General features: G+C 57.1%; 16 protein-coding genes. 13 read left to right on the top strand and 3 right to left on the bottom strand.

The features are described 5' to 3' along the window. Window positions 1-29 precede the first annotated feature (29 nt). The 5 genes from hemB (at window position 30) to BMW43_RS10480 (ending at window position 5,498) form a co-directional block, all read left to right on the top strand. Window positions 30-1,010, top strand: coding sequence for a porphobilinogen synthase (gene hemB / locus BMW43_RS10500; protein ID WP_091746797.1), 981 nt, complete (start codon window positions 30-32; stop codon window positions 1,008-1,010). 16 nt (window positions 1,011-1,026) lie between these two features. Further along, the gene (gene hemL, locus BMW43_RS10495) at window positions 1,027-2,340 is read left to right on the top strand and encodes a glutamate-1-semialdehyde 2,1-aminomutase (protein ID WP_091746794.1); all 1,314 of its coding nucleotides are present in this window, start codon (window positions 1,027-1,029) and stop codon (window positions 2,338-2,340) included. 177 nt (window positions 2,341-2,517) lie between these two features. Then, the gene (locus BMW43_RS10490) at window positions 2,518-4,251 is read left to right on the top strand and encodes an ABC transporter ATP-binding protein/permease (protein ID WP_091746792.1); all 1,734 of its coding nucleotides are present in this window, start codon (window positions 2,518-2,520) and stop codon (window positions 4,249-4,251) included. A 314-nt stretch (window positions 4,252-4,565) separates the two neighbouring features. Next, complete coding sequence (locus tag BMW43_RS10485; protein ID WP_091746977.1) at window positions 4,566-4,808, top strand: hypothetical protein; 243 nt, start codon at window positions 4,566-4,568, stop codon at window positions 4,806-4,808. A gap of 195 nt (window positions 4,809-5,003) precedes the next feature. After that, window positions 5,004-5,498: a cysteine hydrolase family protein gene (locus tag BMW43_RS10480; RefSeq protein ID WP_091746789.1), complete on the top strand. Its 495-nt coding sequence runs from the start codon at window positions 5,004-5,006 to the stop codon at window positions 5,496-5,498. A gap of 173 nt (window positions 5,499-5,671) precedes the next feature. On the opposite strand, the gene BMW43_RS10475 is transcribed toward BMW43_RS10480, so the two are convergent. Together BMW43_RS10475 and BMW43_RS10470 are read right to left on the bottom strand one after the other, a co-directional pair. Next, window positions 5,672-7,633 carry a putative bifunctional diguanylate cyclase/phosphodiesterase gene (locus tag BMW43_RS10475; protein ID WP_091746786.1) on the bottom strand — a complete coding sequence of 654 codons (1,962 nt, stop codon included), beginning with the start codon at window positions 7,631-7,633 and terminating at the stop codon, window positions 5,672-5,674. Next, window positions 7,617-7,823, bottom strand: coding sequence for a hypothetical protein (locus tag BMW43_RS10470; RefSeq protein WP_091746783.1), 207 nt, complete (start codon window positions 7,821-7,823; stop codon window positions 7,617-7,619). The genes BMW43_RS10475 and BMW43_RS10470 overlap by 17 nt, the downstream gene beginning before the upstream one ends. 564 nt (window positions 7,824-8,387) lie before the next feature. Between BMW43_RS10470 and BMW43_RS10465 the strand changes: the two genes are divergently transcribed. The 8 genes from BMW43_RS10465 to addA all read left to right on the top strand — a co-directional run bounded on the left by BMW43_RS10465 (window position 8,388) and on the right by addA (window position 25,303). Next, window positions 8,388-10,418: a SpoIIE family protein phosphatase gene (locus BMW43_RS10465; RefSeq protein ID WP_091746780.1), complete on the top strand. Its 2,031-nt coding sequence runs from the start codon at window positions 8,388-8,390 to the stop codon at window positions 10,416-10,418. 78 nt (window positions 10,419-10,496) lie between these two features. Further along, window positions 10,497-11,963 carry a glycosyl hydrolase family 18 protein gene (locus BMW43_RS10460; RefSeq protein ID WP_177173548.1) on the top strand — a complete coding sequence of 489 codons (1,467 nt, stop codon included), beginning with the start codon at window positions 10,497-10,499 and terminating at the stop codon, window positions 11,961-11,963. Then, window positions 11,941-12,876, top strand: coding sequence for a polysaccharide deacetylase family protein (locus BMW43_RS10455; RefSeq protein ID WP_177173547.1), 936 nt, complete (start codon window positions 11,941-11,943; stop codon window positions 12,874-12,876). Before BMW43_RS10460 ends, BMW43_RS10455 begins: the two co-directional genes overlap by 23 nt. A 15-nt stretch (window positions 12,877-12,891) precedes the next feature. Next, on the top strand, window positions 12,892-13,809 hold the full coding sequence (locus tag BMW43_RS10450; RefSeq protein ID WP_218140647.1) for a DMT family transporter: 918 nt from the start codon (window positions 12,892-12,894) through the stop codon (window positions 13,807-13,809). A gap of 100 nt (window positions 13,810-13,909) precedes the next feature. Then, complete coding sequence (locus tag BMW43_RS10445) at window positions 13,910-15,061, top strand: exonuclease SbcCD subunit D (protein ID WP_091746771.1); 1,152 nt, start codon at window positions 13,910-13,912, stop codon at window positions 15,059-15,061. Next, window positions 15,058-18,108 (top strand): AAA family ATPase, encoded by a 3,051-nt coding sequence (locus BMW43_RS10440; RefSeq protein ID WP_091746767.1) that lies wholly within the window; start codon window positions 15,058-15,060, stop codon window positions 18,106-18,108. The genes BMW43_RS10445 and BMW43_RS10440 overlap by 4 nt, the downstream gene beginning before the upstream one ends. A 23-nt stretch (window positions 18,109-18,131) precedes the next feature. Continuing rightward, window positions 18,132-21,593 (top strand): helicase-exonuclease AddAB subunit AddB, encoded by a 3,462-nt coding sequence (gene addB / locus BMW43_RS10435; protein WP_091746764.1) that lies wholly within the window; start codon window positions 18,132-18,134, stop codon window positions 21,591-21,593. Continuing rightward, entirely contained in the window at window positions 21,590-25,303 is a 3,714-nt protein-coding gene (gene addA / locus BMW43_RS10430) for a helicase-exonuclease AddAB subunit AddA (protein WP_091746761.1), read from the top strand. The genes addB and addA overlap by 4 nt, the downstream gene beginning before the upstream one ends. A gap of 300 nt (window positions 25,304-25,603) precedes the next feature. Here the strand turns inward: addA and BMW43_RS10425 are convergent, their stop codons facing one another. Then, a complete protein-coding gene (locus BMW43_RS10425; protein ID WP_091746759.1) occupies window positions 25,604-26,149 on the bottom strand; it encodes a GNAT family N-acetyltransferase in 546 nt (181 codons plus the stop codon). Window positions 26,150-26,181: the final 32 nt, after the last annotated feature.

Genomic DNA, 26,181 nt, shown 5'->3' with positions numbered 1-26,181 from the left:
ATATGACAGACAGTGAAGGAGGAGCACGAATGACTATGCCGTTTATTCGTCCCCGGCGCCTCAGAGTTTCGGCGGGGATCAGAAAACTGGTCAGGGAAACCGAGCTGCAAGCAGGCGATTTTGTCTATCCCCTGTTTGTGGTGCCGGGAGATAATCTGGAAGAAGAAATTGGTTCCATGCCGGGAGTATGCCATTACTCTCCGGATAAAGCAGTGGTTGTGGCCCGGGAAGCCTATGAACTGGGGATTCCGGCCGTGCTGGTGTTCGGTTTGCCTGCCTATAAAGACGAGCAGGGCTCCAGCGCCTGGGATGACGCCAGTCCCGTACAGGAGGCGGTGCGCCGGATCAAAGCGGCCTTGCCGGAGCTTACGGTAATTACCGACGTCTGTTTGTGCCAATATACCAGTCACGGTCATTGCGGTCATTTGGTAGGGCAGACGGTAGACAACGATAGCACGCTGGAGCTGCTGGCCAAAACCGCTGTCAGTCACGCGCGGGCCGGCGCCGATATGGTCGCCCCGTCGGATATGATGGACGGCCGGGTGCTGGCCATCCGTCAGGCACTCGATCAGCAAGGGTATACCGATGTGTCCATCATGTCCTATGCCGTCAAATACGCCTCGGCTTTTTACGGCCCCTTCCGCGATGCCGCTGATTCGGCGCCGCAGACCGGTGACCGCAAAAGCTACCAGATGGATCCCGCCAATGCCCGCGAGGCGCTGCGCGAAGCGGCGCTGGATGTGGAGGAAGGCGCCGATATTCTGATGGTTAAGCCGGCGCTTGTCTATTTGGATATTGTCCGGCAGGTGAAGGATAATTTTGATCTGCCTGTGGCCGCATATAATGTGAGCGGCGAGTACGCGATGGTCAAGGCGGCCACTGCCAACGGCTGGGTCGATGAACGGCGGATTGTGCTGGAAACGCTGCTTAGCATGAAACGGAGCGGTGCCGATATCATTATTACCTACCATGCGCTGGATGCGGCCCGGTGGCTGCGCGAAGAAGCTTAGTTGGGAGGAAAAAGCAATGGGATATCAGTTTGTGAAATCAGCGGCTGCCTTTGCTGAAGCGAAAGAATATATTCCGGGCGGTGTCAACAGTCCGGTGCGGTCCTTTCGCGGTGTGGGCGGCACGCCGCCGTTCATCGCCCGGGCGGCCGGCAGCCGTCTCTATGATATAGACGGCAATGAATATATTGATTATGTCGGTTCCTGGGGACCGATGATTCTCGGCCATGCCCATCCGGCTGTGACCGCGGCGCTGCAGAAGGCTGTCCTGCAGGGGACCAGCTATGGGGCGCCGACCCTGCTGGAGACAGAGCTGGCTCAGTTGATTCGCCTTGCCTTTCCGTCGATGGAGCTGGTGCGGATGGTAAATTCGGGCACCGAGGCGACCATGAGTGTTTTGCGCCTGGCCCGGGCCTATACCAAGCGGAGCCGGATCGTGAAATTTGTCGGCTGCTACCATGGACACCATGACAGCCTGCTGGTCAAGGCCGGTTCCGGTGCCGCCACACTGGGCGTTCCCGACAGCCCCGGCGTGCCGGCCAGCGTGGCCGGCGGCACCATCAGTGTGCCCTATAACGATGCCGATGCGCTGGCTCAGGTGTTTGCTCAATACGGAGACGATATCGCTGCCGTGATTATTGAACCGGTGGCCGGTAATATGGGACTGGTGCCGCCCCGTGAAGGCTACCTGCAGCAGGTCCGGGATATTACCGGTTCCTATGGTTCCTTGCTGATCTTCGACGAAGTCATGTGCGGTTTCCGCGTCGCTTACGGCGGTGCGCAGGCTTTGTTCGGCATTAAACCCGACCTGACCTGCCTGGGCAAAGTAATCGGCGGTGGCTTACCGGTAGGTGCTTATGGCGGCCGCCGGGATATTATGGAGCATATTGCGCCGGCCGGTCCGGTATACCAGGCGGGGACGCTGAGCGGCAATCCGCTGGCTATGTCGGCGGGGATTGCCACCTTGCGGACGCTGACCGCCGATCCGGACATGTACCGCAAGCTGACTGGAAAGACGGCCGCCTTGGCAGTCGGACTGCGCAATCAGGCGGAACGGTACGGCCTTTCCCTGCAGTTTCATCAGCTTGGTTCTATGTTCGGCCTGTTCTTTACCGACCAACCGGTATATGATTATGACAGCGCCACTACGGCTGATACGGAAGCCTTTGCTATCTATTTTCACACCATGCTGGAAAATGGCATCTACCTGGCTCCCTCCCAGTTTGAGGCAGGATTCATGTCGGCTGCCCACAGCGAGGCGGACATTGCCGCCACGATTGCCGCCAGTGCCAAAGCGTTTGCCAAGGTGGCCGAACGCAACCGAACCAAATAACAAAAGACAGCCGGGCGGAGCCGGCTGTCTTTTGTTATTTTTGCCGCAACAGGAATTATAAAAAAGACGGAGAATAAAGAAAACCATTCACTGCCCGCCAGGGCTGTCTGCAAACTGACCGAAGGGTCCTAAGACTGTGGTGAAATCGTAAGGGGATAACGCGCAAGGAGAGATAGGATGAGAATAGAAAAGCTTGCCACCTTAAAAAACGCCTGGAAGCTGGCCAAGGGCTACTGGGTGTCGGAGGAACGCTGGCGGGCCAGAGGGCTGCTGGCCGCGATTGTGGCGCTCAATCTGGGGATTGTTTATATCAATGTTTTAATCAACGCATGGCGCAACACATTTTACAATGTATTAAACGAGCGCAACAGGGATGGTTTTATCAGTGCCCTGGGTGATTTCAGCCTGCTGGCCGGCATCTTTATTGTTATTGCCGGTTATCAGCTCTATTTGCGGATGATGCTGACCATTCGCTGGCGCAAATGGCTGACTGAGCAGTACCTGGGTGACTGGCTGTCCAATCAAACCTTCTACCGGATGAAGCTGGTGGACCGCGAGAACACCGATAACCCTGACCAGCGGATCAGTGAAGATATCAATCTTTTTGTTTCCCATGCGCTGACGTTGTCACTGGGACTGCTGCGGGAAGGGGTAACGCTGATTTCCTTCATTGTCATTCTGTGGCACATGTCGGGAACGCTGGAAATTCCGCTGGGACAGACGGTATTTGTGGTCGGCGGTTATCTGGTATGGGCCGCTATTGCCTACGCCGGTCTGGGAACCTGGCTTACCGTAAAGCTGGGCAAGCCGCTGGTCAGCCTTAATTTCATTCAACAGCGCTATGAGGCCGATTTTCGTTTCAGTCTGATGCGACTGCGGGAAAATAGCGAAAGCGTGGCTCTCTATAAGGGGCAGAAAGAAGAGGAAAAGAACTTTTTGGCTCGATTCCAACGGGTGTTCGGGAATTACTGGCAGTTGATGAACCTCAATAAGCGTCTAACCTGGTTTACCTCCGGTTATGGACAGCTTTCGATCATCTTTGGCATTTTAGTGGCCGCGCCGCGCTATTTTGCCAATAAAATCAGCCTGGGTGAAATGTTTCAGATTGCCGATGCCTATGGTACGGTGCAGTCGTCGCTTTCCTTCTTTATCGACAGCTTTACCCAGCTTGCCGAATGGAAAGCGGTTATCGACCGGTTGGGGCAGTTTTCGACCAATATGGAGAAGGTGCAAGCCCTGCGCAGCGAGGTGACCGAACCGGAAATCCGCCGCCAGGCGCAGCCGGAACTGGCTGTGGAAGAACTGGACGTATTGCGGCCTGACGGGCATCGTCTGTTGACCGACTTTAGCCTTCGTTTATTGCCGGGAGACTCGCTGTTGGTGAGCGGCCCTTCGGGCTGCGGCAAGAGCACGCTGCTGCGCGCCCTGGCCGGTATTTGGCCGTTTGGGCGGGGAACGATCAACTTTCCGGCCGATAAACAGGCCCTCTTTTTACCGCAGAAGTCTTATATTCCGATTGCCACACTGCGGCAGGCGATCGGCTATCCGGGACTGACCCGTCCGGTGGAGGATGACCAGCTCCGGCTGGTTCTGGAAGAGTGCCGCCTGTCATTTCTGGCGGGGCGCCTGGACGACATGGAAGACTGGGCCCAGGTGCTGTCGCTGGGCGAACAGCAGCGACTGGCTTTTGCCAGGGTGCTGCTGCAGCAGCCGGACATTCTCATCCTGGATGAGGCAACTACCGCGCTGGATGAACCGACCGAGCAGCAACTGTACCGCCTGATCAAGGAGCAGTTGCCGCAGGCCATATTAATCAGCGTCGGGCATCGCAGCACCTTGCTCCAATATCATCAAGCCAAGCTGGAACTGGATGGCCGGGGTGGCTGGACGATGCTGTCGGCCGGGGCATAGTACCAGTACCTTGACTGGATCAAAGCTTTGGTTTTCTTACGAATCTTTTTCTGCCCGGCTTCGTTATGTCACTTTACATAGGTCCGGTAGGTGCGGCTCCTCCGCCGTGCAGGATAAAAAAATCCTTGCAGCCTAACCTTAATTCTCGCCCCAGGCAAGGGTTCGGACGCCATCTAATTTTCATAACACCTTTACAATGTTTACCTAAAGTAAAGTTTTGGAGAAGATATTGTTAAAAATGCACCATATAAATTTACAATTGTACATTTATAGTGTATAATAGAGGCAAACTTAAGAGAAAGGCCGTGACGCACATGGCGATTTGGCGAGTCGAGTTGGAGAGTAGGGATTACGATTACTACCGAAAATGGCTGCACAATCGAGGATTCATTGCGGCAGGTTATTTTTCTTCTAATGGTTTTGATGTGAAAAAGATGCGCAAATTAGCCGAAGCAGGTAAAGTGGATGCCATGCGCTGTGTTTTTGGTAAATCGGTTCGCTGGTATTATTCAGAAACACAGGCGGAATTGGCTCGCCTTAGAGGAGAACTTGGTTAGGGTGCCGAAATGAATACAAGATGATTTGATGATGCCTGCCGGTATAACGGCAGGCATTAATTCTAGTGTTGTTCCGCCAACGCTGAAACTGCAATTTCAAAGTTGGCGGAGCACTCAGGTCGCGGCAGGATTTGCCGGTGGTCTGTCGTATTAAAGTTCCCTAGGTGAATCATATTACATCAAGAGGTGATAAGTATGAAAGCGGCGCTCATCGTGATTGATATTCAAAAAGCGTTTTTCAAAAGAAGTCCCGAAACGGCCAGATCGCTCGAGGAGGCCATTATGGTCACCAATGAAGCGATTGCCCTGTTCCGGTCCCGGCAGTTGCCGGTCATTTGCGTGCAGCACCACAATGAAGCCAGCGGGGTGGTGCCCGGTACCGATGGATTTCTTCTGCCGGAGCATCTGAACATCCGGCCCGATGATCTCCATATTGTCAAGACCTATGGCAATGCCTTTACCAAGACCGGTTTGGCCGGCGAGATTGCCGCCCTGGGGGTAGACACGGTGATCCTGACCGGTTATTGTGCCGAGTTTTGCGTGTTGTCCACCTATCGCGGTGCCTTGGATCTTGATCTGACGCCTATTTTGCTGCGTGGGGCGATTGCCAGCCGGAATCCGCAGAATATTCCCTTTGTGGAAAACGTCAACGAGCTTATTTCGTTAGGTGCCTTGAAAAGGCTGCTGTGACGGTAATGCCGGGGCACACGGAATATAGACAGCATTTACCGGATAGAGTGGGTAAGGTGCTATCCTGATTGCGGCGCTAGCCGGCAAAACAGGTAAGGGGCTGTCGCGGGAGAGCTTTTTTTCGCAGCATGTAAGTCTGCGGTAAAAAGGCATTTCCTGCGGCAGCCCCTGTTTCACGAGAGGGTGTTGGTCGAGGGAAGCGGGGTATTCTTAAAATTCAAATCCAGTGCGTTCTGCTCCGGCAGTGGACGGCTGACCAAATAGCCCTGGATATGGTCACAGTTCAAGTTGATCAGGGCATAAAGCTGCTCCGGTGTTTCCACTCCTTCAGCGACTACGGCGATGTTCATCTGGTGGGCCAGGTGAATGATGGTGCTGATAATGGCCGCCGAAGCCAGGCTGTTGGAGGCCTGATGAAGGAAGGACTTGTCTATCTTCAGTGTGTCGATCGGCAATTGGCTGAGATAGGTCAGCGAGGAGTAGCCTGTGCCGAAATCGTCCAGAGCAATGCGCAGCCCCAACTGGCGCAGCCGTTTTAATTGTTGCACGCAGAAATCGAAAGACTCAATTAATACGGATTCGGTGATTTCCAGCTCCAGGTTGTCGGCAGGATAATTTTCTTCCGCCAGAATCCGTTCTACCCGTTGGGCAAAGTCGGTCTGCATAAGCTGCTGAGCCGATATGTTTGCAGCAATGCGGACCGGTTCCCGGCAGCGGCTGCTGATCAACCGTCCGAACTGGCAGGCTGAACGGAGCACCCAGTCACCGATGGGCAGGATTAACCCGGTTTCTTCGGCAATCGGAATAAATGACAGCGGCGAAATCATTCCCTTATCGGGGTGGTTCCAGCGGATAAGCGCTTCAAACGCGATAGCCCGGCCGGAGGATAATTCGATCTGCGGCTGATAGTGAAGACAAAACTGATTGGCGGTCAAGGCGGAGTAGAGGTCGGTTTCCATCTGCACGCGGCCCCGCAGGGCTTGCTGCATTTCCTTGGTATACAGCCGCCAGGTCTTGCGGCCCGAGGACTTGGCGCGGTATAACGCGCTGTTGGCGTTAAGCATAAGCTGTTCGGCCGTTGCCCCGTCACTGAATACAGCCGCGCCGAGGCTGCAGGATAAATTAAAGCTGCTGTCGCGGATGGCAAAGGGTTTTTGAAAATTCGCCAGGATGCATTTGGCCCATTCACCGATCGGGAAGTGGCCGAGTGGACTGATAATAACACCGAACTCGTCACCGCCGATCCGGGCGATTTCGCTTTGCGGCGGCAGACAATGGCGCAGGCGGTTGGCTACATCGAGCAGTACGCTGTCACCCAGGGAATTGCCCCAGGAGGCATTGATTAGCTTGAAATTATCCAAATCAATCAGAAAAACACAGCCGTTATGGTGATTGTCTGCCGCCTTGGCCATAGCGGCAGACAGCTTTTCCCGGAAACCAAAGCGGTTAGGCAGGCTGGTAAGCGGGTCATGATAGGCCAGGTGACAAATATATTCTTCCTGAATCTTGCGCGACGTAATATCGGTATACGAGCCGGACATGCGCAGCGGGGTTCTGTCTTTGTCGAACAGCGCCTTGCCGCGGGCATGAATCCAGATCCATTGATTCGGCGGCACCAGGAAGCGGTATTCCGCATCATAAGAAGAGGTAACGCCCAGGAGATGTTCCTTGATCGCTTTTTTGCGCAAGTCTCTATCCTCAGGATGGATGCGTTCCTCCCACAGGCTGGAAAAGTTGGGGTCCATCGTGGCTAATTTGACTTTTTCCTCCCAGTGGGGAGAGAGTGTCCGGGTGTTTCGCTTTAAGTCCCAATCCCAGATGGCATCGTTGGAGCCTTCGATGGCCAGGCGGTATTTTGCTTCGCTTTCGGCCAAGGCCTTTTGACTCTCCTCCAGCTCACTCACCTTGTTGCGCAGTACTTCCTCGGTAGCGGCGAGCTGGCCGTACAGTTCTTCCAACTCCATGTAGCTGCGGTGCAACTGGTCCCGGGTAATTGACAGCGGATCATCGGGCAAAGCCGGTGCCTGTTTGGGGAATTCTATGGCCGGCGGCAGTGTGTTCTCCGTGTAGCGGCGTGTCTCTTTACGGTGCGGCGAGGCCGGAAGACGGGAATAGAAGCTAGCATGCCTGGGCATAAGCTACCTCCCTCTCCGCCGGGAAAAGTAAGCCCGACAGCCCTGTCGGCGGAGCAAAGAAAGCTGAGCCGGAATAGCCGGCCAGACGGTAAAGTCTTGATATACGACTGGATAAATAGACGCAAAAAACAGCGTTGGACACTAGAGCAGCCTGAGGCGTCCAAGCAGGCGAGTGCTTTTCTTTATACATAGCAGCAACTCCTTCTGGGATTCGTACATAATCAGGACTAAAGTACAAGTAGAAAATAGATAAAATAGACAGGAAATAGGGTGTGTCCTCAAAATTAGCGAAATAGTCAATGGCGAGTGATTTCCGTGACAGACGAGGCAAAATTCCGCCGGAATTAATGAAGCTTATTTCCCGCGATTGCAACGAAGTATAGCGTAAAGATCACCGTCAGTGGATGTTTGGATAATTTGAAGATACGCCCTGGGTCGCTAAATAATATGAAAAAGCAGAATATCCAGAAAATACATTAATTAATTCCTACATTCAACAATATTCAAATAAATCCTGCTTTATCCTATAAATTGGTAAAAAAATCTGCACTTTTTTAATAAGTAGCGAGCAGAGGGATAATGGTATTGGCGGTCATAAAATTTGTAAAATTTTTAACTAAGTACCCGTTAGGTTCATGGTATAATATTTGTAAAATATTGCCGGGTAATAATACCGCCTTTTTGTGCTGACGTGACGGCCCGGCTGTTGGCAAAAGTATAAATGGACAGTATGCTATGAAGATGAGGGAGCGGCATGAGCAATCCGAAGGTCCGGCAGTCTGAGAATAATCAGTTTGCGCTAAGGCAGGTGTTAGTGCGCGGTTGGCGGCGGCTGTCGCTGAGGCAGGTGTTTTTTCTGCCCTTTGCGGTACAGTTTGTTATCGCCACTGCCATTATCAGTTTTGTACTGCTTCATGGCGGGCAGCTATCGGTCAATTTTGTTGTGGACGAGCTGCGCCGGCAGACGCTGGAGCGGGTGCACGAGCAACTGGACAGCCGCATGCGGGAACCGATGAGCCTTAACCGGCTTCAGGCTGAAGCCTGGCATAGCGGGCAGTTGGACTTACGGCAACCGTCCGTCCGGAACCGGTATTTCGTCAGTCTGCTCCGGGCCTTCCCTGAAGTGAATATGACCTTTGTCGGCTTGCCGGACGGTTCGTTTTATGGCGCCCGGCGCATCGACGACGGCCAGATTCAGGCGGTCAGCAGCGATCGGACGACCGGCGGCAGCTCCTGGTTCTACTCGGTTAACGGACAGGGCGATGCCGTGGAGTGGAAAGAACAGTATGTGCAGTTGGACGTCCGGACCCGCCCCTGGTTTGAGGCGGCGGCCGGGGCCGGACATCCTGTTTTCAGCGGAATCTACCGGGGGGTGCTTTCCCGTGAACCGATCATTGCCGCCGTATATCCGCTCTATAATGAAACCGGGGCGCTGCAGGCGGTTTTCGGCGCCAATTATACCTTATCCTGGCTGGAAGTGCTGCTGGACAAACTGGCGATCGGTCCGGCCGGGCAGGTATTCGTGACGGATGAAGACGGGCGGCTGGTTGCCGCGTCGGTCATGGCGGAGACCTTTTTTGTGCAGCATGGCAAGATCGAACGGATACAGGCGATCAATGCGGATAATCTGGTGCTGCGGACGGCGGCCCGTTTCCTGGCCGCCCGCCAGGAGGCTGCGGCGGTTGAGTTTGATCTGGATGGCCGTCATTATCTGGTGAATATGGCTCCTTTTCAGGAATATGGATTGAACTGGAAAACCTACGTGGTGCTGGACAGCGGCGTTTTTCTCGGGGGCATCAAACAGGCGCTGGGGTACACGGTGCTGATCATTTTTCTGGCGATGCTGCTTTTTCTGGCGCTGTCGGCCTGGACCTCGCGCTGGATTACCCGGCCGATTCTGCGGCTGAATGATGCCTCCCGGGAATTGGCGGCCGGCCGTTATCAACCGGTGCCCGATGATGACCGCCAGGATGAACTGGGACAGCTCAGCCGGTCTTTTAACCGGACGGCCCGGCAACTGACCGATCTGGTCGGCCAGCTTGAGGCCCGGGTGGCGGAGCGGACCCATGACCTGGAACTGCGGACCGAGACCGAACAGGCTATGCGCCAGCGGCTGTTTGCCGAGCTCAGCAAAGCGGGCAAGGTGCAAAGAGGCCTGTTGCCGGCGCCTATTGAAGAGAATCGTCTGTCGATACAGTCCATTTATGAGCCCTGCATGCTGGTGAGCGGTGACGCTTACGACTATCAGTGGCGCGGCGAAGAGGTGCTGCGGGGTTATCTGATTGATGTGATGGGCCATGGGGCGGCTACCGCGCTGCAGACGGCGGCTATTCAGGTTATGATCCGGGAAATCACGGCTGCCGGCATGTCGTTGGAAGAGGGAATTCGCACGCTAAACCAGCGGGTGGGACGTTATCTCGACGAAGATCTTTTGGTGGCGGCCTTCTTCTTCGAACTGGATTTTGCGGCGCGGGAGCTGCGTTATGCCGCGGCCGGCATTACTGAATTCTATTTGGCGGCTGCCTCCGGTCATGGCCGCATCATCACGGAAGGCATGTTTCTCGGGATTAGCGAACAGCCTGATTTTGAAGTAAAAAGCCAGCCGGTACAACCGGGCGATCGCTTCTGTTTTTACACCGACGGGATAGCCGAAGTGCTGCCGGAAAATTTTCTGCTGCCCGCGGGAGAGCCGTTCGAAGTTTTTTGCGGCCATTTCCGGGAGCTGGCCGAAGCCGGTGTTCAGCGGGATGATGTGACCGCCGTATGTCTGGAAGTAAAAGGATGAGCGGGAATAATAAAGGATTTGCCGCCGTTACCGGCGAAATATAAAAAGAATATTTGTTTTCGAAAAAAGGAGACCTATGTGAAGTCATTGGCGGTAAAAGTAACGGTATGGCTGTGCCTGCTGACCGGCTTTTTGTTGCCTGTCGCCTGGGGCCAGGACAATAAACCGGAACAATGGGAAAAGAAACAACTGATTGTATATAACGGTGCCGTTCCGGCTAAGGAGACGGTGCTGAGCCGGGGGCCGGAGCTATTGGTCCCGGTGCAGTTTGCGGCAAGCTACATAGATCAACGGCTGTATTTTGACAGTGACGAAAAGAAACTGTATCTTTATCTGCCCCATCCGGAGTTCAGGCTGGAAACGCCGGCGCTGGACGGCCGGCTGTTTGAGGGCCTTACCTTGAATTTTCCGACCCGGCGCCTTGACGGGATTGACTACCTGAATTTGCAAGGGCTGCAAGCTCTGCTGGGGATTCGTGTGGAGGCGCAGGACGACGGGACGCTTGTCCTGGTGCCGGAGCCGCAGAAAAAGCGCCGTTTGGCGGAAAAACGCCCTGTCTGGCGGCCGGCCGGGAAGCTTAATCTGGTATGGGATGCGCTTGGCACGGCAGTGCCGGCCGACGGGAAAGGGGAAAAAATAGCGGGCCTGGAGATTGTGTCCCCAACCTGGTTTTCCATTAGCAGTGAAGGCGGACTGGTAAGCAGCAAGGCTGACGCGGCGTATGTGGAAGAGGCGCACCGGAAGGGCTATAAGGTGTGGGCACTGATTAGTAACAGCTTTGACAAGGATCTGACCAGGCAGATTTTGCAGAGTGAGGATGCCCAGGAGCGGGTGATCAGGCAACTGCTGGTATATAGCAGCCTCTACCATCTTGATGGCATCAATCTGGATTTTGAGAATATATACCGCGAGGACAAGGATAAGCTGACCCGGTTTGTCAGCCGTATCGCCACCGCGCTCCGGGAGCAGGGTGTAGTGGTATCGCTGGACATGACCGTACCGCAGGGATCGGATACCTGGTCCCAGTGCTATGACCGGAAGGGTCTGACCGCTGTCGTCGACTATGTGATGGTCATGACTTATGACGAAACCTGGCGTTCCAGTCCCCGAAGTGGTTCGGTGGCCTCGCTGAACTGGGTGGAACGGGGGATTCAGGCCACGCTGGCCGAAGTACCGGCGGAAAAACTGCTATTGGGTTTGCCTTTTTATATGCGTGAGTGGGAGGAACCGGCCGACGGCCAAGGGCCTGCCAAGGCAACAACCCTGTCGATGGTGGACGCTGAACGCAAGATTAGGGAAAAGAACCTGACGCTTCAGTGGCTGGAGGATAAGGGTCAGTATTATACCGAGTATTACGAACAGGATAAACGCTATCGAATTTGGCTGGAAGATGAGCGGTCGATTGCCGCCAAGGTCGCTTTGGTCGGCCCCTATCGCCTGGCCGGTGTTGCCTCTTGGCGCAAGGGGTTTGAACGGGAAACCATCTGGCCTGTCATCCAGGCAGGGCTGCAGCCGGCGACCCATGGGGCAGCCAAGGCCAAGTGAACACGCCAAGCGGCTTACCAGCCTGCGCCGTCAGTTTGGTAAGCCGCTTTTCTTATCGGTGACAAAAGCTTCGGAAACGGGGGATGGTCATATGAATAACAAGTATCCGGTTTTTCTGCTCAGCGTGTTGTTTCTTGCCACCTGTGTGGTGGGGACGATGTTTTGGGTATACCGCCAGACGGGGCCGGCCAATCCGGCGGCGGAAACAGCGGTCCAGCCGTTGAAAAAAGAGGTGACGGCAGCGCCGGAGCCGCCAACTGCCCCGATCAAGCTGGCGCCGACGGCGTTGCCGGTTACCGGCGTGGCCGCGGCAGAGCCGGCCGTTGCCCTGACGTTTGACAGTAACCTGGGCAATTCCGGAGTGCCGTTGGTACTCGATCTGTTGGAAAAACACGGCGTCCACGCCACCTTCTTCATTTCCGGACCGTGGGCGGAAGCCTATCCGGAAGAGACGATGCGACTGGTGTCCGGCGGCCATGAAATCGGGAACCATGGCTATGCTTATCAACCGGAACGAAGTGGCACGGTGGAAGGCATGAAACAGGATTTGGCACAAAGTGCGGCAGCTATTCAAAAAGTTGCCGGGGTGACGGTCCGGCTGTACCGGCCGGCCGGTGGACAGTTTACCCCGGCCGGCTTGCAGGCGGCGGCTGAACTGGGGTACCGGTCACTGGCCTGGGAAATCGATGCCATTGATCATGGCGGTCAGCAGGGGGATGCCATTGTTGGCCGGGTACTCCAGCAGCTTAAGCCGGGCGCGGTGATTCGGATGCGGGTGGACGACGCCCAGTCCGCCGATGCGCTGGACAAGCTGCTGCCCCGTATCCTCTGGCAGGGTTACCGGATTATGCCTGCCGGTGAATTATTACAGCGCTATGGCGCGCAGGGGATGCGCTATGGCAAGGAGATGTAGAACAGGAGACAGGAAATGAGACTTTCTGAACAAGCCGTATACGGGCTGATGGTTTGTACCGCATTATTCTGGTCGGGCGCTTTTATTACCGGTAAAATGGCGGTGCAGCAATTTCCGGCCTTTGCTTTGACTTTTTTTCGTTTTTTATTTGCCTTACCCTTTATTTTTGCCATTTTATATGTAAAACAGCGCCAGGCCTGGCTGCCCAGCCGGCGGCAGTGGAGACCGCTGCTGGTGCTGGGCACAGTGGGAACTTTTTTGTATCATGGGCTGTTTTTTTCCAGCCTTCATTATACGACGGCGATCAACTCGTCGCTGATTGGTGCGACCAATCCGATGGTGACAGCCCTGCTGGCGGCCGCCTTTTTCCACGACAGGCTCGGCTGGCGCCGGACGGCGGGGATTTTTCTATCCTTTGGTGGCGTGTTTCTGACTATTACCCGTGGCGACTGGCAGGTGGCCGCCACTTTGCAGTTTAATACCGGCGATATTTTTATGTTTGCCGCTGTCTGGAGCTGGGCCGTTTATTCAGTGCTCAGCCGCGGCTACATGAAGCAGTACGAGCTTACGCCGCTGATGGTGACGGCCTACACCTTTCTGGTGTGCACGCTGGTGTCGGTGCCGTTCGTTCTTTGGGAAAGGCCGGCGGCTTATCTGCCTTTTACCACTTGGGGCGGCTGGCTGGCGATCTTATACATGGCCGTGTTTGCTTCGGTGCTGGGGTATTTATTTCAACTTATCGCCATACAAAAAATTGGTGCGCCGAAAACGGCCATTTTTATCAATCTTGTGCCGGTGTTTACCATGCTGCAGGCCCAATTGATTCTGGGCGAGACGGTTACCTGGCTGCAGCTCGTCAGTGCCGGTGTCATTATCGGCGGCGTGTATCTGACGACCAGTACCGTGCCGATCATAAAGCAGAGTTCGACTTAATAGGGTATCAGGCCGCAGGATGGACAGGCCGGCGGGACATTCTCGCCGGCCTGTTGTTTTAGTGGCCGGCGATGAGAGAAAAGACAAGGAGCGAGGAACAATGCGGTTTTTACATACGGCAGACTGGCATTTGGGGCGTATTTTCCACGGGGTGCAGCTTGTGGAGGACCAGGCCTATGTGCTGCAGCAGTTTTTACAATTGGTCAAAGAGGTAAAGCCCGATGCAATCCTGCTGGCCGGTGATATATACGACCGGGCGGTGCCGCCCACCGAGGCCGTGCGGCTGCTGGACGATACGCTGGCCGAGCTGCTGCTGGGGCTAAAGATACCGGTCATTATGATTGCCGGCAATCACGACAGCCCGGAACGGCTGGGCTTCGGCAACCGGCTGCTGGCGCAGCAGGGACTGCATGTGGTAGGCAGTTTGCCAGAAAATCTGTCACCGGTCATCCTGGCCGACGAGCACGGGCCGGTGTATATTGCGCCGCTGCCCTACGCCGAACCGGCAATGGTTCGCTCGGTGTGGCAAGGCGATGCGGTTTCCCATGAGGCGGCCCTGCAAACGATGATCAGTCATGTCCTGGCAACCGTGCCAGCCGGGGCGCGCAAGGTAGCCGTTGCCCATGCCTTTGTGGCCGGCGGTCTGGAAAGTGAGTCCGAACGGCCGTTGTCGGTCGGCGGCAGCGGTGCTGTAAGCGCCGCCTTGTTCGACGCGTTCCACTATACCGCGCTGGGACATTTGCATAACTCCCAGCCGGCCGGCGGTGACCGTGTTTTATATTCCGGTTCGTTGCTGAAGTATTCCTTTGGCGAGGCCAGCCAGCAAAAGGGCATCAATCTGGTAGAACTGGATGCCGCCGGCGCCGTAAAAGTTGAGCGGCTGTCCTTGCGGCCCCGCCGGGATGTGCGCTGCCTGCAGGGAACTTTTGCCCAGCTCCTGGCGGCCGCGCCCGACAGTGCGGAACGGGAGGATTATCTGATGGTTACCCTGACTGACGGGCAGCCGGTATTGGACGCCCGCAGCCGGCTCAATGCGGTCTATCCAAACCTGCTGGACTTTGATTATAGCCGATTAAACCGCAGCGGCGAATTGAAGGGTCCGGCTGCGGACCATCGCCGTCTGAACGAAGGTGATTTATTCGCAGCCTTTTTTGAACAGATGACGGGGGAAGGGCTGGCGGCAGAGCAGGAACACAGCTTCCGGACGGTGCTGGATGAACTGTACCGGGAACTGCGGGAGGTGAAGTCATGAGACCGTTGGCGTTGATCATGCAGGCCTTTGGACCCTATGCCGATAGCCAGACGATTGATTTTGCCGATCTAAAGGGGCGGTCGTTTTTCCTAATTCACGGGCCTACCGGCGCCGGTAAAACAACCATTCTTGACGGCATTTGCTTTGCCTTGTACGGGACGGCCAGCGGTAGCCAGCGGGAGGGGAAATCACTGCGCAGCGACTACGCGCTGCCCGAATTGGTCACCGAAGTGAGCTTTTCCTTTGCGCTAGGGGAAAACCGCTACCGCATCCGGCGCCATCCTGAACAACTGCGGCCTAAAAAGCGGGGTGACGGCACGACACGCATGGATGCCGGTGCCGAGCTATGGCAGGAAAACGCCGAACCGGAGTGCCTGCTGGCGGCCGGCTGGAGTGATGTTACCCAGAAGGTGGAGGATTTGCTGGGGTTTAAAAGCAGTCAATTTCGTCAGGTGGTGCTGCTGCCGCAGGGAGAGTTCCGTAAATTACTGACAGCTAATTCCGCCGAACGGCAGGAGATTTTGCAGACCCTGTTTAAAACCGATTTGTACCGGGCCATTGAAGAAAAGCTGAAACAAAAGGCCCAGGAGATAAAAAAACAGTTTGACCGACAGGATGCCGAATGGCGCTGGATTTTACAGGAAGCGGGTCTGAACGACCGGGAGGCACTGACTGACCGGCTGGCGGCACACCGGGAGGAACTGGCAGTCATAAACGTGGCCGGTGAGGCGGCGGCCGGGCTGGTCCGGCAGACTCAGGAACGGCTCACAGCGGCACAGCTTGTAGCCCAGAAGTTTGCCGAGCAAGAAGCAGTCGACCGAAAAAAAGTCGAGCTGGCGGCCAAGGTGCCTGTGGTGGAGGAAAAGCGGCAAGAGCTGGCCCAGGCACAGAAGGCGGCCGAACTGTTGGACGCGGAAGCCGCTCTGCGTCAGGGCAGCGAGGACTGCTTGGCCTTGCAGACGGCACAAAAGCAGCAGGAACAGGCACTCACGGCAGTGCGCCAGGAATATCGCCGGGCTGAGCTGGCGCTGGCAGCCGAAGAAGGCCGGGAGCAGGAGCGCAGCCAGGCGGCGCAGCAGGTACTGCTGCTGCAGCAGATGGAAGAGAAACTGAACGGGCTGAACGAAGCGCGGCAGCTTATGACGCAGCGCCAGCAGGCAGAACAAAAAGCAACTGCCTGGCGGGAAGCATGCCAGAGCCAAGCGACCGCTTTGACCGGGCTTGTGGAAGAGCAGCAGGCTGTTTGTCAGGAAAAAGCTGCTCTGGCAGCGCAGACTGCCGGACTGGAAGCTGCCCTGCGGGAAGTGAAATACCTGTTGGACAGACGGCTGGCCTGGGATGAAATCCGGCTTGCCGCCGCACAGGCTAAACAGCGGCAGGTCGCGACAGAGCATGGTGCCGTCCGGCTGGCCGAGTCTTACGAAGCAGCCAAAAGCCTGCTGGCCGAGTTGCAGGAGAACTGGATAAACGGACAGGCTGCTTTGCTGGCGGCTAAACTGGAGCAGGGTTCTCCCTGTCCCGTTTGCGGTTCGTGCCGGCATCCCCGGCCGGCTGTGGCGGCGCAGACTATACCGGATGAAACTGTTGTAAAGCGTCAGCAAATGGCGGCAAACGCCCTGGAAAAGGAGCTAACCGCCGCCCGGGAAGCGCTGGCGGCCTGCCAGGCTGAGTGCCGGTCGCTGGCGGAGCGGCAGCAGGAGGCGGGAACGCAGTTAGGAGACCTGGTGGAAGCCGATCCGGACAAGCTTAAGGTCCGGCAGCGGGACCTGCAGCGGCAGTATGAAGAGACGCTGGCGGCTGGCCGCCGGCTGCCGGTAGAGCGGCAGGAACTGGAGCAGCGGGAAACAGCACGAGGTAAAGCGGCAGAGGCGCTGGAAGCGGCGGAAGCAGCCTGGCGTCAGGCCGGACAGGCGCTGCAGGCGGCCGGGGCTATCCTGCAGGAACGGGAAGCGGCGGTGCCGGCGGCTTACCGGGCCGATGAGGCGCTGCAGACGGCCCGGCTCACAGCGGAAAGGACAGCCAGGGCGTTGTCGGAGCGCCTGCAGCAGGCGCAGCAGGATAAGGCGCGGCTGGCAGCGGCGCTGGCTAAGGCGGAAACCTCGCTGGCCTATGTGCAGGACAGTCTGAGCCAGGCGGAAACCCGGCTGGCAACCGGCCAGGCAGCGTTTGACGAGCGGCTGCGCCAGGCCGGATTTACCTCCTCCGAGGTATACCGGCAGGCCAAGAAGCCGTCCGAGTATCTGACGAAATTGCAGCAAAGGCTGGAAGCCTTTGATAAAGAATATCTTATTGCCTGTGAACGGGCTGAACAGACGGCGGCCGCCGTAGCCGGGCTGACTGTTCCTGCTCTGGAGGTTTTGGCCGGTGAAGCGGCGGCGGCGCAGGCCGCCCAGCAGGAATTACTGGCAAAAAGAACGACTGTTGCCCTGCAGACCGAGCGGGAAGAACGGTGGCTGCAGGAACTGACAAAACGGGAGACGGACATGGCCGAACTAAATGCAAGCTATGGACTAATCGGCCGGCTGGCGGAAGTGGCCAATGGCAATAACGATTACAAGTTGACTTTCCAGCGGTTCGTGTTGGGGGCGCTGCTGGATGATGTGGCCGAAGCCGCCAACGAACGGCTGAAAATGATGAGCCGGGGACGGTATCTTTTGCAGCGGACGATGGAACGGGCCCGGAAAAACGCTGCCGGCGGCCTGGAGCTGGAGGTATTTGACAACCATACCGGCCATGCCCGGCCGGTCGGCACCCTGTCAGGCGGTGAGACTTTTTTAGCCTCGCTGTCATTGGCTCTGGGGCTGGCCGATGTGGTCCAGTCTTATGCCGGCGGCGTCCGGCTGGATACTATTCTAGTCGATGAGGGCTTTGGGACACTGGACCCGGAAACGCTGGATTTTGCCATTAAAGCCTTGTTGGATTTGCAGCAGGGCGGCCGGCTGGTCGGCATTATCTCTCATGTTCCCGAATTGAAGGAGCGGATTGACGCCAGGCTGGAAATCAGCCGCGCTGCCAGGGGAAGCCGGGCAGAGTTTAACATAGGATAGGACAGGTGAAGGAGGAGCCATGTATGGGTATGACAATTGTGCTGGGCGGTGCCGGCACGGGGAAAAGCCACTGGTGCCGGGAAGCCATTCGCCAGCGATTGCGGCAGTCGGCCGAGGGACAGCCGTTGCTGCTCTTGTTGCCGGAACATGCCACCTTCCAGGCCGAGTGGGAACTGGCCAAAACCCCCGGCCTATTCGGCTTTGCCAGGGCTCATGTCCTGGGTTTCCGCCGGTTCGCGCACCGGGTACTTTTGGAGACCGGCGGTGCGGTACGGCCGCATATTACCGAACTGGGTAAGAAACTGGTGCTGAGCCGGCTGCTGCGAGAGCACCGGGATGAACTGACTGTTTTCCGGCAGGCCGCCGGTCAGCGGTCTTTTGCCGAAACGCTGGCCGGCATGATCAAAGAATTCAAGGCTTATGCCGTCGAACCGGAGGCGCTCTTGGCGGCGCAGCAGGGGCTGCAGCCGTCTCCCCTGACGGATAAGCTACGGGACTTATATTTGCTTTATCATGATTTTGAAGTATTTATGCAATCGAAATATACCGATCCGGAGGATTTTCTCCAGCTTTTGGCGGACAATCTGGAGCAGTCTTCGCTGACTCAGGGGGCAGAGGTTTGGCTTGACGGATTTTCCTGGTTTAATCCCCGGGAAATGACCGTGCTGGCCCGGCTGTGCCGTACGGCTGCCGCGGTGACGGTGACGCTTTGCTTACCGGAACCTGATGCCGCCGTTCATCAAGAAGAGACAGGCATCTTTCATCGTCAGTGGAATACGTTGAATAAGCTGCGGCTGCTGGCCGCTGAATGCGGGATTCCCATCCGGGAAGTGGTGCTGCCGCCGGGACGGCGCTTTGTGGCGCAGCCGGAGCTGGCTCATCTGGAGCAGCACTTGTTTCGCTTTCCGGCGCCAGTCTGGCAGCAGGCGGCACCGGTTTTGCTGCTGGCGGAAGCGGCCAACCGCCGGGTGGAGGTGGAAGGCATGGCCCGGGATATGATCGCCCGGTGCCGCGAGGACGGTTACCGCTGGCGGGAGATGGCCGTGCTGCTGCGGGATATGGAAAGTTACTCCGAACTGGTGGAAACGGTGCTGACCGATTATCAGATTCCTTTTTTCAGCGACCGGCATCGCCAGGCGGTGCATCATCCGCTGGCCGAGCTTATCCGTTCGGCTTTGGAGACGGTCACCGGACGCTGGAACTACGAGGCGGTGTTCCGCTGCCTGAAAACCGATTTCTTTCCGCTGCCCCGCGAGGCGATTGACCAGTTGGAAAACTACGTGCTGGAATTTGGCATCGGCGGTTCTCTGTGGACCAAGCCGGAGCCATGGCGTTTTGTCCGGCGCTTCTCACTGGGCGAGGAAGCTGAGCTGAACGACAGTCAGCTTGATTACCTGGACGCTATCCATGCCAGCCGGCTGGCGGTGTCGGCGCCGCTGCTGGCGTTGTCCGACCGGTTAAAGCAGGCCGGACAGGTGCGTGAACTGGCGGCGGCAGTATACTATTTTCTGGAGGAGCTGCAGGTTCCCGAGCAAGTGGAGAACTGGGCTGCCAGAGATGAACAGGCCGGCGAACTTGACAGTGCCCGGGAACACCGTCAGATTTGGGCGGCTGTAGTGGAACTCCTGGAGCAGGTGGTGGAAACCTGCGGTGACTTGACGATGACGGCGGAAGACTTTCTGGCGCTGCTGCAGGACGGCTTGGACAGCCTGCGCCTGCAGCTTATTCCGCCGGGGCTCGATCATGTGACCATTGCCGATCTGGAACAGAATACGGTGGACAATGTCCGGGCGGTCTATGTACTTGGTGTCAATGACGGCGTTTTACCGCGCCGGGGTCGTGGCGAAGGGCTCTTAAGCGACCAGGACAGGGCGCTGATGGCGTCCTCCGGGGTTGAACTGGCACCGGGGGCGGCGGCCGATAATTTCGCCGAACGCTATACCGTCTATACCGCGCTGACCCGGAGCCGGCAGCGCTTGTGGGTGAGCTATCCACTGGCTGACGAAGAGGGCAAGGGTCTGACGCCGTCACTCTTAATCAAGCGCCTGCGCCAGCTTTTTCCCCGCCTGCCGCTTACGACGCTGCCGGCTGAGCCGCCGGAGAAGCGGGCCAGCGAGTATATCGCCCAGCCACAGCGCAGCGTGGCGGCCCTGGTTGCCGCCATTCGCCGCTTCAAAACCGGTGAGGTCATTCAGCCGGTGTACTGGGATGTCTACAACTGGGCGCTGGGCCGGCCTGAACTGCGTTCTTATCTGGAGCTGGCGGTGGCCGGGCTGTTTCATAACAATCAGGCGTTGCCGCTCAGCCGGGAACTGGCCGGGCAATTGTATCCCCATAACAAGAAACTGCGGGGCAGCGTAACCCGCCTGGAAAGCTTCCGGGCCTGTCCGTTCCGCCATTTCGCCCAGTATGGGCTTACCCTTAAGGAACGGGCCGTTTTTCGCCTGCAGCCGCTCGACTTAGGACAGTTTTTGCATGCGGCGTTAAAGGCCTTTGGCGAACAGGCGGTGCAAAGCGGCCGTGGCTGGGGTGAGATCGGTGATGACGAATGCCGGACCATCTGTGGCCAGATTGTGGGGGAACTGATTCCTAAGCTGCAAAATGAGATTTTGTTAAGCACCGGCCAATACCGCCATATTACCCGTCGACTGGAGGGTACGGTCAAGCGGGCCGTGCAGCGGCTGGTGGAATTCGACCGGGCCAGCGGTTTTAAGCCGGTGGCGCTGGAGCAATCCTTCGGCCAGGGCCAGGCCGACTTGCCGGCACTGGTTTATTCCCTGTCCGGCGGATTGGAGCTCGAGCTGGTAGGGCAGATTGACCGCCTGGACTGCGTGCTTCACAACAACAGTTATTATATTCTGGTCATTGACTATAAATCGGGCGGCGCCTGGCTGACCCTGCCCGAGGTGTACTACGGTCTGAAGCTGCAGCTTTTGACCTATCTGCTGGCGGCGCGGGGCGCCGGACAGCTTTTGTTTGCCGGTAAGGACTGCCGGCCGGCCGGAGTATTGTATTACTTCCTGAAAAATCCCAGCCTGGCGGGTCAGACGGCGCTGTCGCCCGAGCAGATTCAAAAGGCGCTTAATCAGCAGCTTAAAATGCCGGGCTGGGTGGTCGACGACCTGGAGATCATCCGGCTGCTGGACCGGCAGATGGACAGCCGGTCGGACTTTTTAAAGCTGGCGCTGAAAAAAGACGGCACTGTTTACAGCAACTGTCTGGCCTATGTACGGAGCGAGGACGAATTCACCCTGCTGCTGCAACATATGGAGCAGGTGCTGATCCGTACCGGCGAGGCGATTATGGACGGGCAGGTCGGCATTGAACCGTATCAGCTTCAGCAGCAGTCGCCCTGCGGTTATTGCCGCTACCGGCCGGTTTGCCAGTTTGATGAAAGCCTGCCGGAAAACCAGTACCGGAAGCTGCCGGCAGTGACCGACGAAATCATTTGGCGCGATTTAGGCGGAAAGGGGGATCCATCATGAGCTGGTCAAAGGAACAGTTGGCGGCCATCAACACCAGAGACAAACAGATTCTGGTAGCCGCGGCGGCCGGATCGGGCAAGACATCGGTCCTGGTTGAACGGATTATCAGCCGTGTTCTGGACGAGGCGGCGCCTTTGGACTTGGACCGTCTGCTGGTCGTGACCTTTACCAATGCGGCGGCGGCCGAAATGCGCGGTCGCATTGGCGCGGCGCTAACCAAGGCTCTGGCCGAACGGCCTCAGTCAAGTCACTTGCAGCGGCAGTTGGTGCTCTTAAATGCCGCCACTATTTCTACCATTCATGCTTTTTGCCAGAGCATTGTCCGGCAGAATTTTCATCTGCTGGAGCTGGACCCCAAGTTCCGGGTGGCCGGTGAGGCCGAAGTCCGGCTGCTCAAAGCCGATGTATTGGAAGCGGTGTTTGAGCAGCGCTATAATGCCGATGATCCTGAGTTCTTTCAATTTGTGGAGCATTACGGCGATGGCCATGACGACAGCGGACTATATCAACTGGTGCTTGCTTTGTATGAGTTTTCCCGCAGCCATCCCTGGCCGGAGTACTGGCTGCGTTCTTTGGAGCAGGCTTTTTGCCTCCCCGGCGCTGCCGGGCTGGAGGATACGCCCTGGCCGGCGATTTTGCGGGAAAAGATTGCTCTGGAACTGGAGCAGGCCCGGCAATCTCTGGTAATGCTCAGCCGGGAAGCCGAACAGCCAGGCCAGCCGGACACCTATGTAGACACCTTCGAGGCCGATCAAAAACTGTTGGACCATATCATCCGGGCGGCGAAGCAATCCTGGACAGCTCTGCGCGAGTGCCTGACAACCGCTGATTTCGGCAAACTGCCGTCGGTCAAGGGGCTGGATAAGGCGGTCCGGGATTATTATCAAAAGGGACGGCAGAAAGCGAAAGACGCAGTGCAGCAAATCCAGGGTCTTTACTTTTCCCGGCAGGACGAAGAATTTATGGCCGACCTGCGCCGTGTGGCGCCGCTGGTGACGGCCTTGACCGGGCTGGTAACACAGTTTGGCGAAGCCTACAGCCAGGCTAAACGGCAGCGGGCTCTGGTGGACTTTAACGATCTGGAGCATCTATGCCTGCAGGTGCTGCTGGCTGACGGTGCCGCGCCCGATGAAGTGCTGCCGTCGCCGGCGGCTAAGGCTCTGCGGGAAAAGTTTGCCGAGATCATGGTGGATGAGTACCAGGATACCAATGGTGTACAGGAAACCATCCTGCGTTTGCTGGTGCGGGACGAGGGGGCCGGACTCTTTTTGGTCGGTGATGTCAAGCAGAGCATTTACCGCTTCCGGTTGGCCGAACCGGGCTTGTTTCTGGAAAAATACCGGACTTATCCGACCCGGGGCGAAGGCTACTGCCGCATCGATCTGTCCCGCAATTTCCGCAGCCGGCCCGGTGTGCTGGCGGCGATTAATTTTTTGTTCTGTCAGATCATGGCCCCCCGGGTGGCTGAACTGGAATATGGCGAGGCCGAACGGCTCAATCCCGGTCCCGGCTATCCGCCGGCCGACGGTCCGGTGCTGGACGGTCCGGTGGAAGTCTGTCTGATTGACCGGGAGAGTCAGCCTCTGCCTGACGATGACAGCCGGCCGGAAGCGGATGAAGCCGACCCGGCCGGGGAGGAGGCTGCCGGCCCGGATGAGGTCAGCGGTTTTGAACTGGAGGCCCGTCTGATTGCCCGGCAGATTACCTCGTACATGAAGGGCGGCTACCAGGTATACGATAAAGAACTGCAAGCTTACCGGCCACTGGCCTGGCGGGATATTGTCGTCTTGCTCCGGTCGGTCAAGGGAAAGGCGGCCGTGTTGCAGGACACGTTGAAGAAGGCCGATATTCCGGTATATGCCGAAGTAGAGGGTGGTTATTTCCGGGAAATAGAGGTGCAGGTATTACTGTCCCTGCTGTCGGTCATTGATAATCCCCGGCAGGATATCCATCTGGCCGGCGTACTGCGTTCGCCGCTGGTCGGACTGGGTGCCGCCGAACTGGCCAGGATACGTCTGGCCCGGCCGGGTGAATTGTGGGAAGCCGTAACCGCTTATGCCGAAACGGCCGGCGGCGACGATCCGGCTTTGCAGCAAAAACTGGCGGCCTTCTTAGAGCGCCTGGCGGGCTGGCGCAATCTGTCGCGCCGTAAAGGGGTGCCAGAGCTGATCTGGCAAATTTACCGCGACACCGGCTATTACGACTATGTCGGCGGCATGCCGGGCGGCTTGCTGCGCCAGGCCAATTTGCGGGCGCTGTATGACCGGGCCCGCCAATATGAAACCACTAACTTTCGCGGGTTGTTCCGCTTCCTGCGGTTTATTGAGCGGATGCAGGATAAAGGGACCGATCTGGCGGTGGCCCGGGCGCTGGGCGAAGGTGAGGATGTCGTGCGAATTATGAGTATCCACAAAAGCAAGGGACTGGAATTTCCCCTGGTGTTTGTGGCCGATCTGGGCAAGCAGATTAATCTGCAGGACAGCCGGGGCCTGATGCTCTGCCACAAGACGTTAGGGATCGGGCCGTTTGTGACTAATCCTGAACTGCGCTACCGGTACCCAACACTGGCCAGACACGCTATTGCCCATCAACTCAATATGGAAACCAAGGCGGAGGAAATGCGCATTTTGTATGTGGCCCTGACCCGCGCCAGGGAGAAACTGGTGCTGGTCGGTACGGTCAATAAGCTGGCAGAGCGCGCCAAGGCTTGGTGCCAGGCTGCCGGCAGTGCTGTGCGGCAATTGCCGGACGGTCTGCTGGCCGGGGCCAAAACCTATCTGGACTGGCTCGGCCCGGCGCTGGTTCGCCACGCGGCGGGCGAGAAACTGCGGGACTTGGCCGGTTGGGAGGGAGTTCTGGCGGTCGATTGGTCGGAGTATCTGTCCGACTGGCAGCTGGAGTTGTATCCGGCGGCGGTTTTGACTGATCCAACGGCCACTGATCCGGCCGCCTGGCCGTTTATGCAACAGGTCCGGCAGCTGGCCCCTGTGCCGGCCGGCGATGATCCGGCGGCGGTGGCCCGCCGTTTGGAATGGCGCTATCCGCAGGCAACAGTGGTCGGTAAAGCGGCCAAGCTGTCAGTAACGGAGATTAAACGGCGCTTTGACTCACCCGAAGACGGTGGCGAAGGGCAGCAGCGGCTGCTGGGGCTGAAACCGGCCTTTGTCCGGCCCGGTTTCATTCAGACCGGGAAAAAACTGACAGCCGCCGAAGCGGGGACGCTGCTTCATCTGGTGATGCAGCACATCGATTACCAGGGCGATGTCAGCCCGGCCGGTATTGCCGCTCAGGTGGAAGCCATGGTGCATCGTCAGTTATTGCTGGCTGAGCAGGCGGTTGCCGTGCCGTCAGCCGCCATTGCCGGCTTCTTTAGCGGCGAACTGGGGCTGCGGCTGCGCCACGCCGCCAGGGTCCGGCGTGAACTGCCTTTTAGCATGGTGCTGCCGGCGGGCGAGTTTTATCCCGAACTGGCGGGGCAGGAGGAAGGCATCTTTGTCCAGGGTGTAGTGGATATGCTGTTTGACGAGCCGGACGGATTGGTGCTCGTCGATTATAAAACTGACCGGGGCAAGGATCGGGAAGCGCTGGCCACTCAGTACAGAATTCAGTTGGAACTGTATGCCAGGGCGATGACCGGTATTTTGAAGCTGCCAGTCAAGGAAAAATATATTTATTCGTTCTATCTGGAAGATATTATTTTGGTGGACTAGTGTCTCATTCGGTGGAAGGATGATGGCGACATGTTGACCGTCAGTAATTTCTGTTTTAAAAATTGGTGGAGTACTAAGCATAAAACAGCCGGCAGGCGCCCTCGGACGCCTGCCGGCTGTTTTATGCTCTAAAATGTTGTCGAGTACCTTATCAACCCTAATTCCGTGAATACTGACGGTCTATTTTCCACAAGCCTTTGTTGTCGTCAGTCAGCATACTTCCGGTATGCCTCCTTCCTTCGCCCTGTCTTGCGAAAAATAGCCTCGCCATTATTCTACAGTTTTAGGATTGACAAGGTACTAGTTAGAAGTAATTAAACGAAAGGTCTGCCATTCTTCCCGCAGCAGGTCGAACAGCTCCAGGTCGTGGTAGCTGCCGGTATGGAATACGGCGTTGCGCAGTGTGCCGCGATAGACGTAGCCGCACTTTTCCGCCACCCGGCGGCTAGGCAGGTTACCCTGAATGACTGTGATTTGCAGACGGGGGATGGGCAGGACCATAAAGAGATAATTGGTAAACAGCCGCAGTGCTTCCGACATGATGCCGTTGCCCCGTGACAGGGGGCGGAAGAGCTGGTAGCCGATTTCATAGCCTGTGCGGTAGTCGGACACACGGGAGTAGAAAATTTCGCCCAGCAGGTTGTCGTCATGGTCGGTAAGGATCATCCGGCCGAAGTCCTCCTGCCAGAAGCCGGTTTTTTCAAAGGCCCGCCGGAACCCGGGTTCGTCAGGAATATCAATCAGCCAGTAATCGCCTTTATCATATACCGTGCTGAGCAGGTCATAAAGCAGTGGCAAATCACTTTCTTTCACCGTCCGTAAGATTACCTTTTCACCGATAAGCATAAGTGAATCCTCCTTGTATGATAATGCCTGTC

The sequence above is a fragment of the Propionispora vibrioides genome (genome assembly GCF_900110485.1).
Taxonomy (GTDB): domain Bacteria; phylum Bacillota; class Negativicutes; order Propionisporales; family Propionisporaceae; genus Propionispora; species Propionispora vibrioides.
The sequence above is the reverse complement of the archived record's forward strand: the minus strand, read 5'-3'. Positions and strand labels throughout refer to the sequence as shown.

Bases quoted from the DNA above. Each gene is read 5' to 3' on its own strand.
- hemB (WP_091746797.1), top strand. From the start codon at position 30: ATGACTATGCCGTTTATTCGTCCCCGGCGCCTCAGAGTTTCGGCGGGG.
- hemL (WP_091746794.1), top strand. From the start codon at position 1,027: ATGGGATATCAGTTTGTGAAATCAGCGGCTGCCTTTGCTGAAGCGAAA.
- BMW43_RS10490 (WP_091746792.1), top strand. From the start codon at position 2,518: ATGAGAATAGAAAAGCTTGCCACCTTAAAAAACGCCTGGAAGCTGGCC.
- BMW43_RS10485 (WP_091746977.1), top strand. From the start codon at position 4,566: ATGGCGATTTGGCGAGTCGAGTTGGAGAGTAGGGATTACGATTACTAC.
- BMW43_RS10480 (WP_091746789.1), top strand. From the start codon at position 5,004: ATGAAAGCGGCGCTCATCGTGATTGATATTCAAAAAGCGTTTTTCAAA.
- BMW43_RS10475 (WP_091746786.1), bottom strand. From the start codon at position 7,633: ATGCCCAGGCATGCTAGCTTCTATTCCCGTCTTCCGGCCTCGCCGCAC.
- BMW43_RS10470 (WP_091746783.1), bottom strand. From the start codon at position 7,823: ATGTATAAAGAAAAGCACTCGCCTGCTTGGACGCCTCAGGCTGCTCTA.
- BMW43_RS10465 (WP_091746780.1), top strand. From the start codon at position 8,388: ATGAGCAATCCGAAGGTCCGGCAGTCTGAGAATAATCAGTTTGCGCTA.
- BMW43_RS10455 (WP_177173547.1), top strand. From the start codon at position 11,941: ATGGGGCAGCCAAGGCCAAGTGAACACGCCAAGCGGCTTACCAGCCTG.
- BMW43_RS10450 (WP_218140647.1), top strand. From the start codon at position 12,892: ATGAGACTTTCTGAACAAGCCGTATACGGGCTGATGGTTTGTACCGCA.
- BMW43_RS10445 (WP_091746771.1), top strand. From the start codon at position 13,910: ATGCGGTTTTTACATACGGCAGACTGGCATTTGGGGCGTATTTTCCAC.
- BMW43_RS10440 (WP_091746767.1), top strand. From the start codon at position 15,058: ATGAGACCGTTGGCGTTGATCATGCAGGCCTTTGGACCCTATGCCGAT.
- addB (WP_091746764.1), top strand. From the start codon at position 18,132: ATGGGTATGACAATTGTGCTGGGCGGTGCCGGCACGGGGAAAAGCCAC.
- addA (WP_091746761.1), top strand. From the start codon at position 21,590: ATGAGCTGGTCAAAGGAACAGTTGGCGGCCATCAACACCAGAGACAAA.
- BMW43_RS10425 (WP_091746759.1), bottom strand. From the start codon at position 26,149: ATGCTTATCGGTGAAAAGGTAATCTTACGGACGGTGAAAGAAAGTGAT.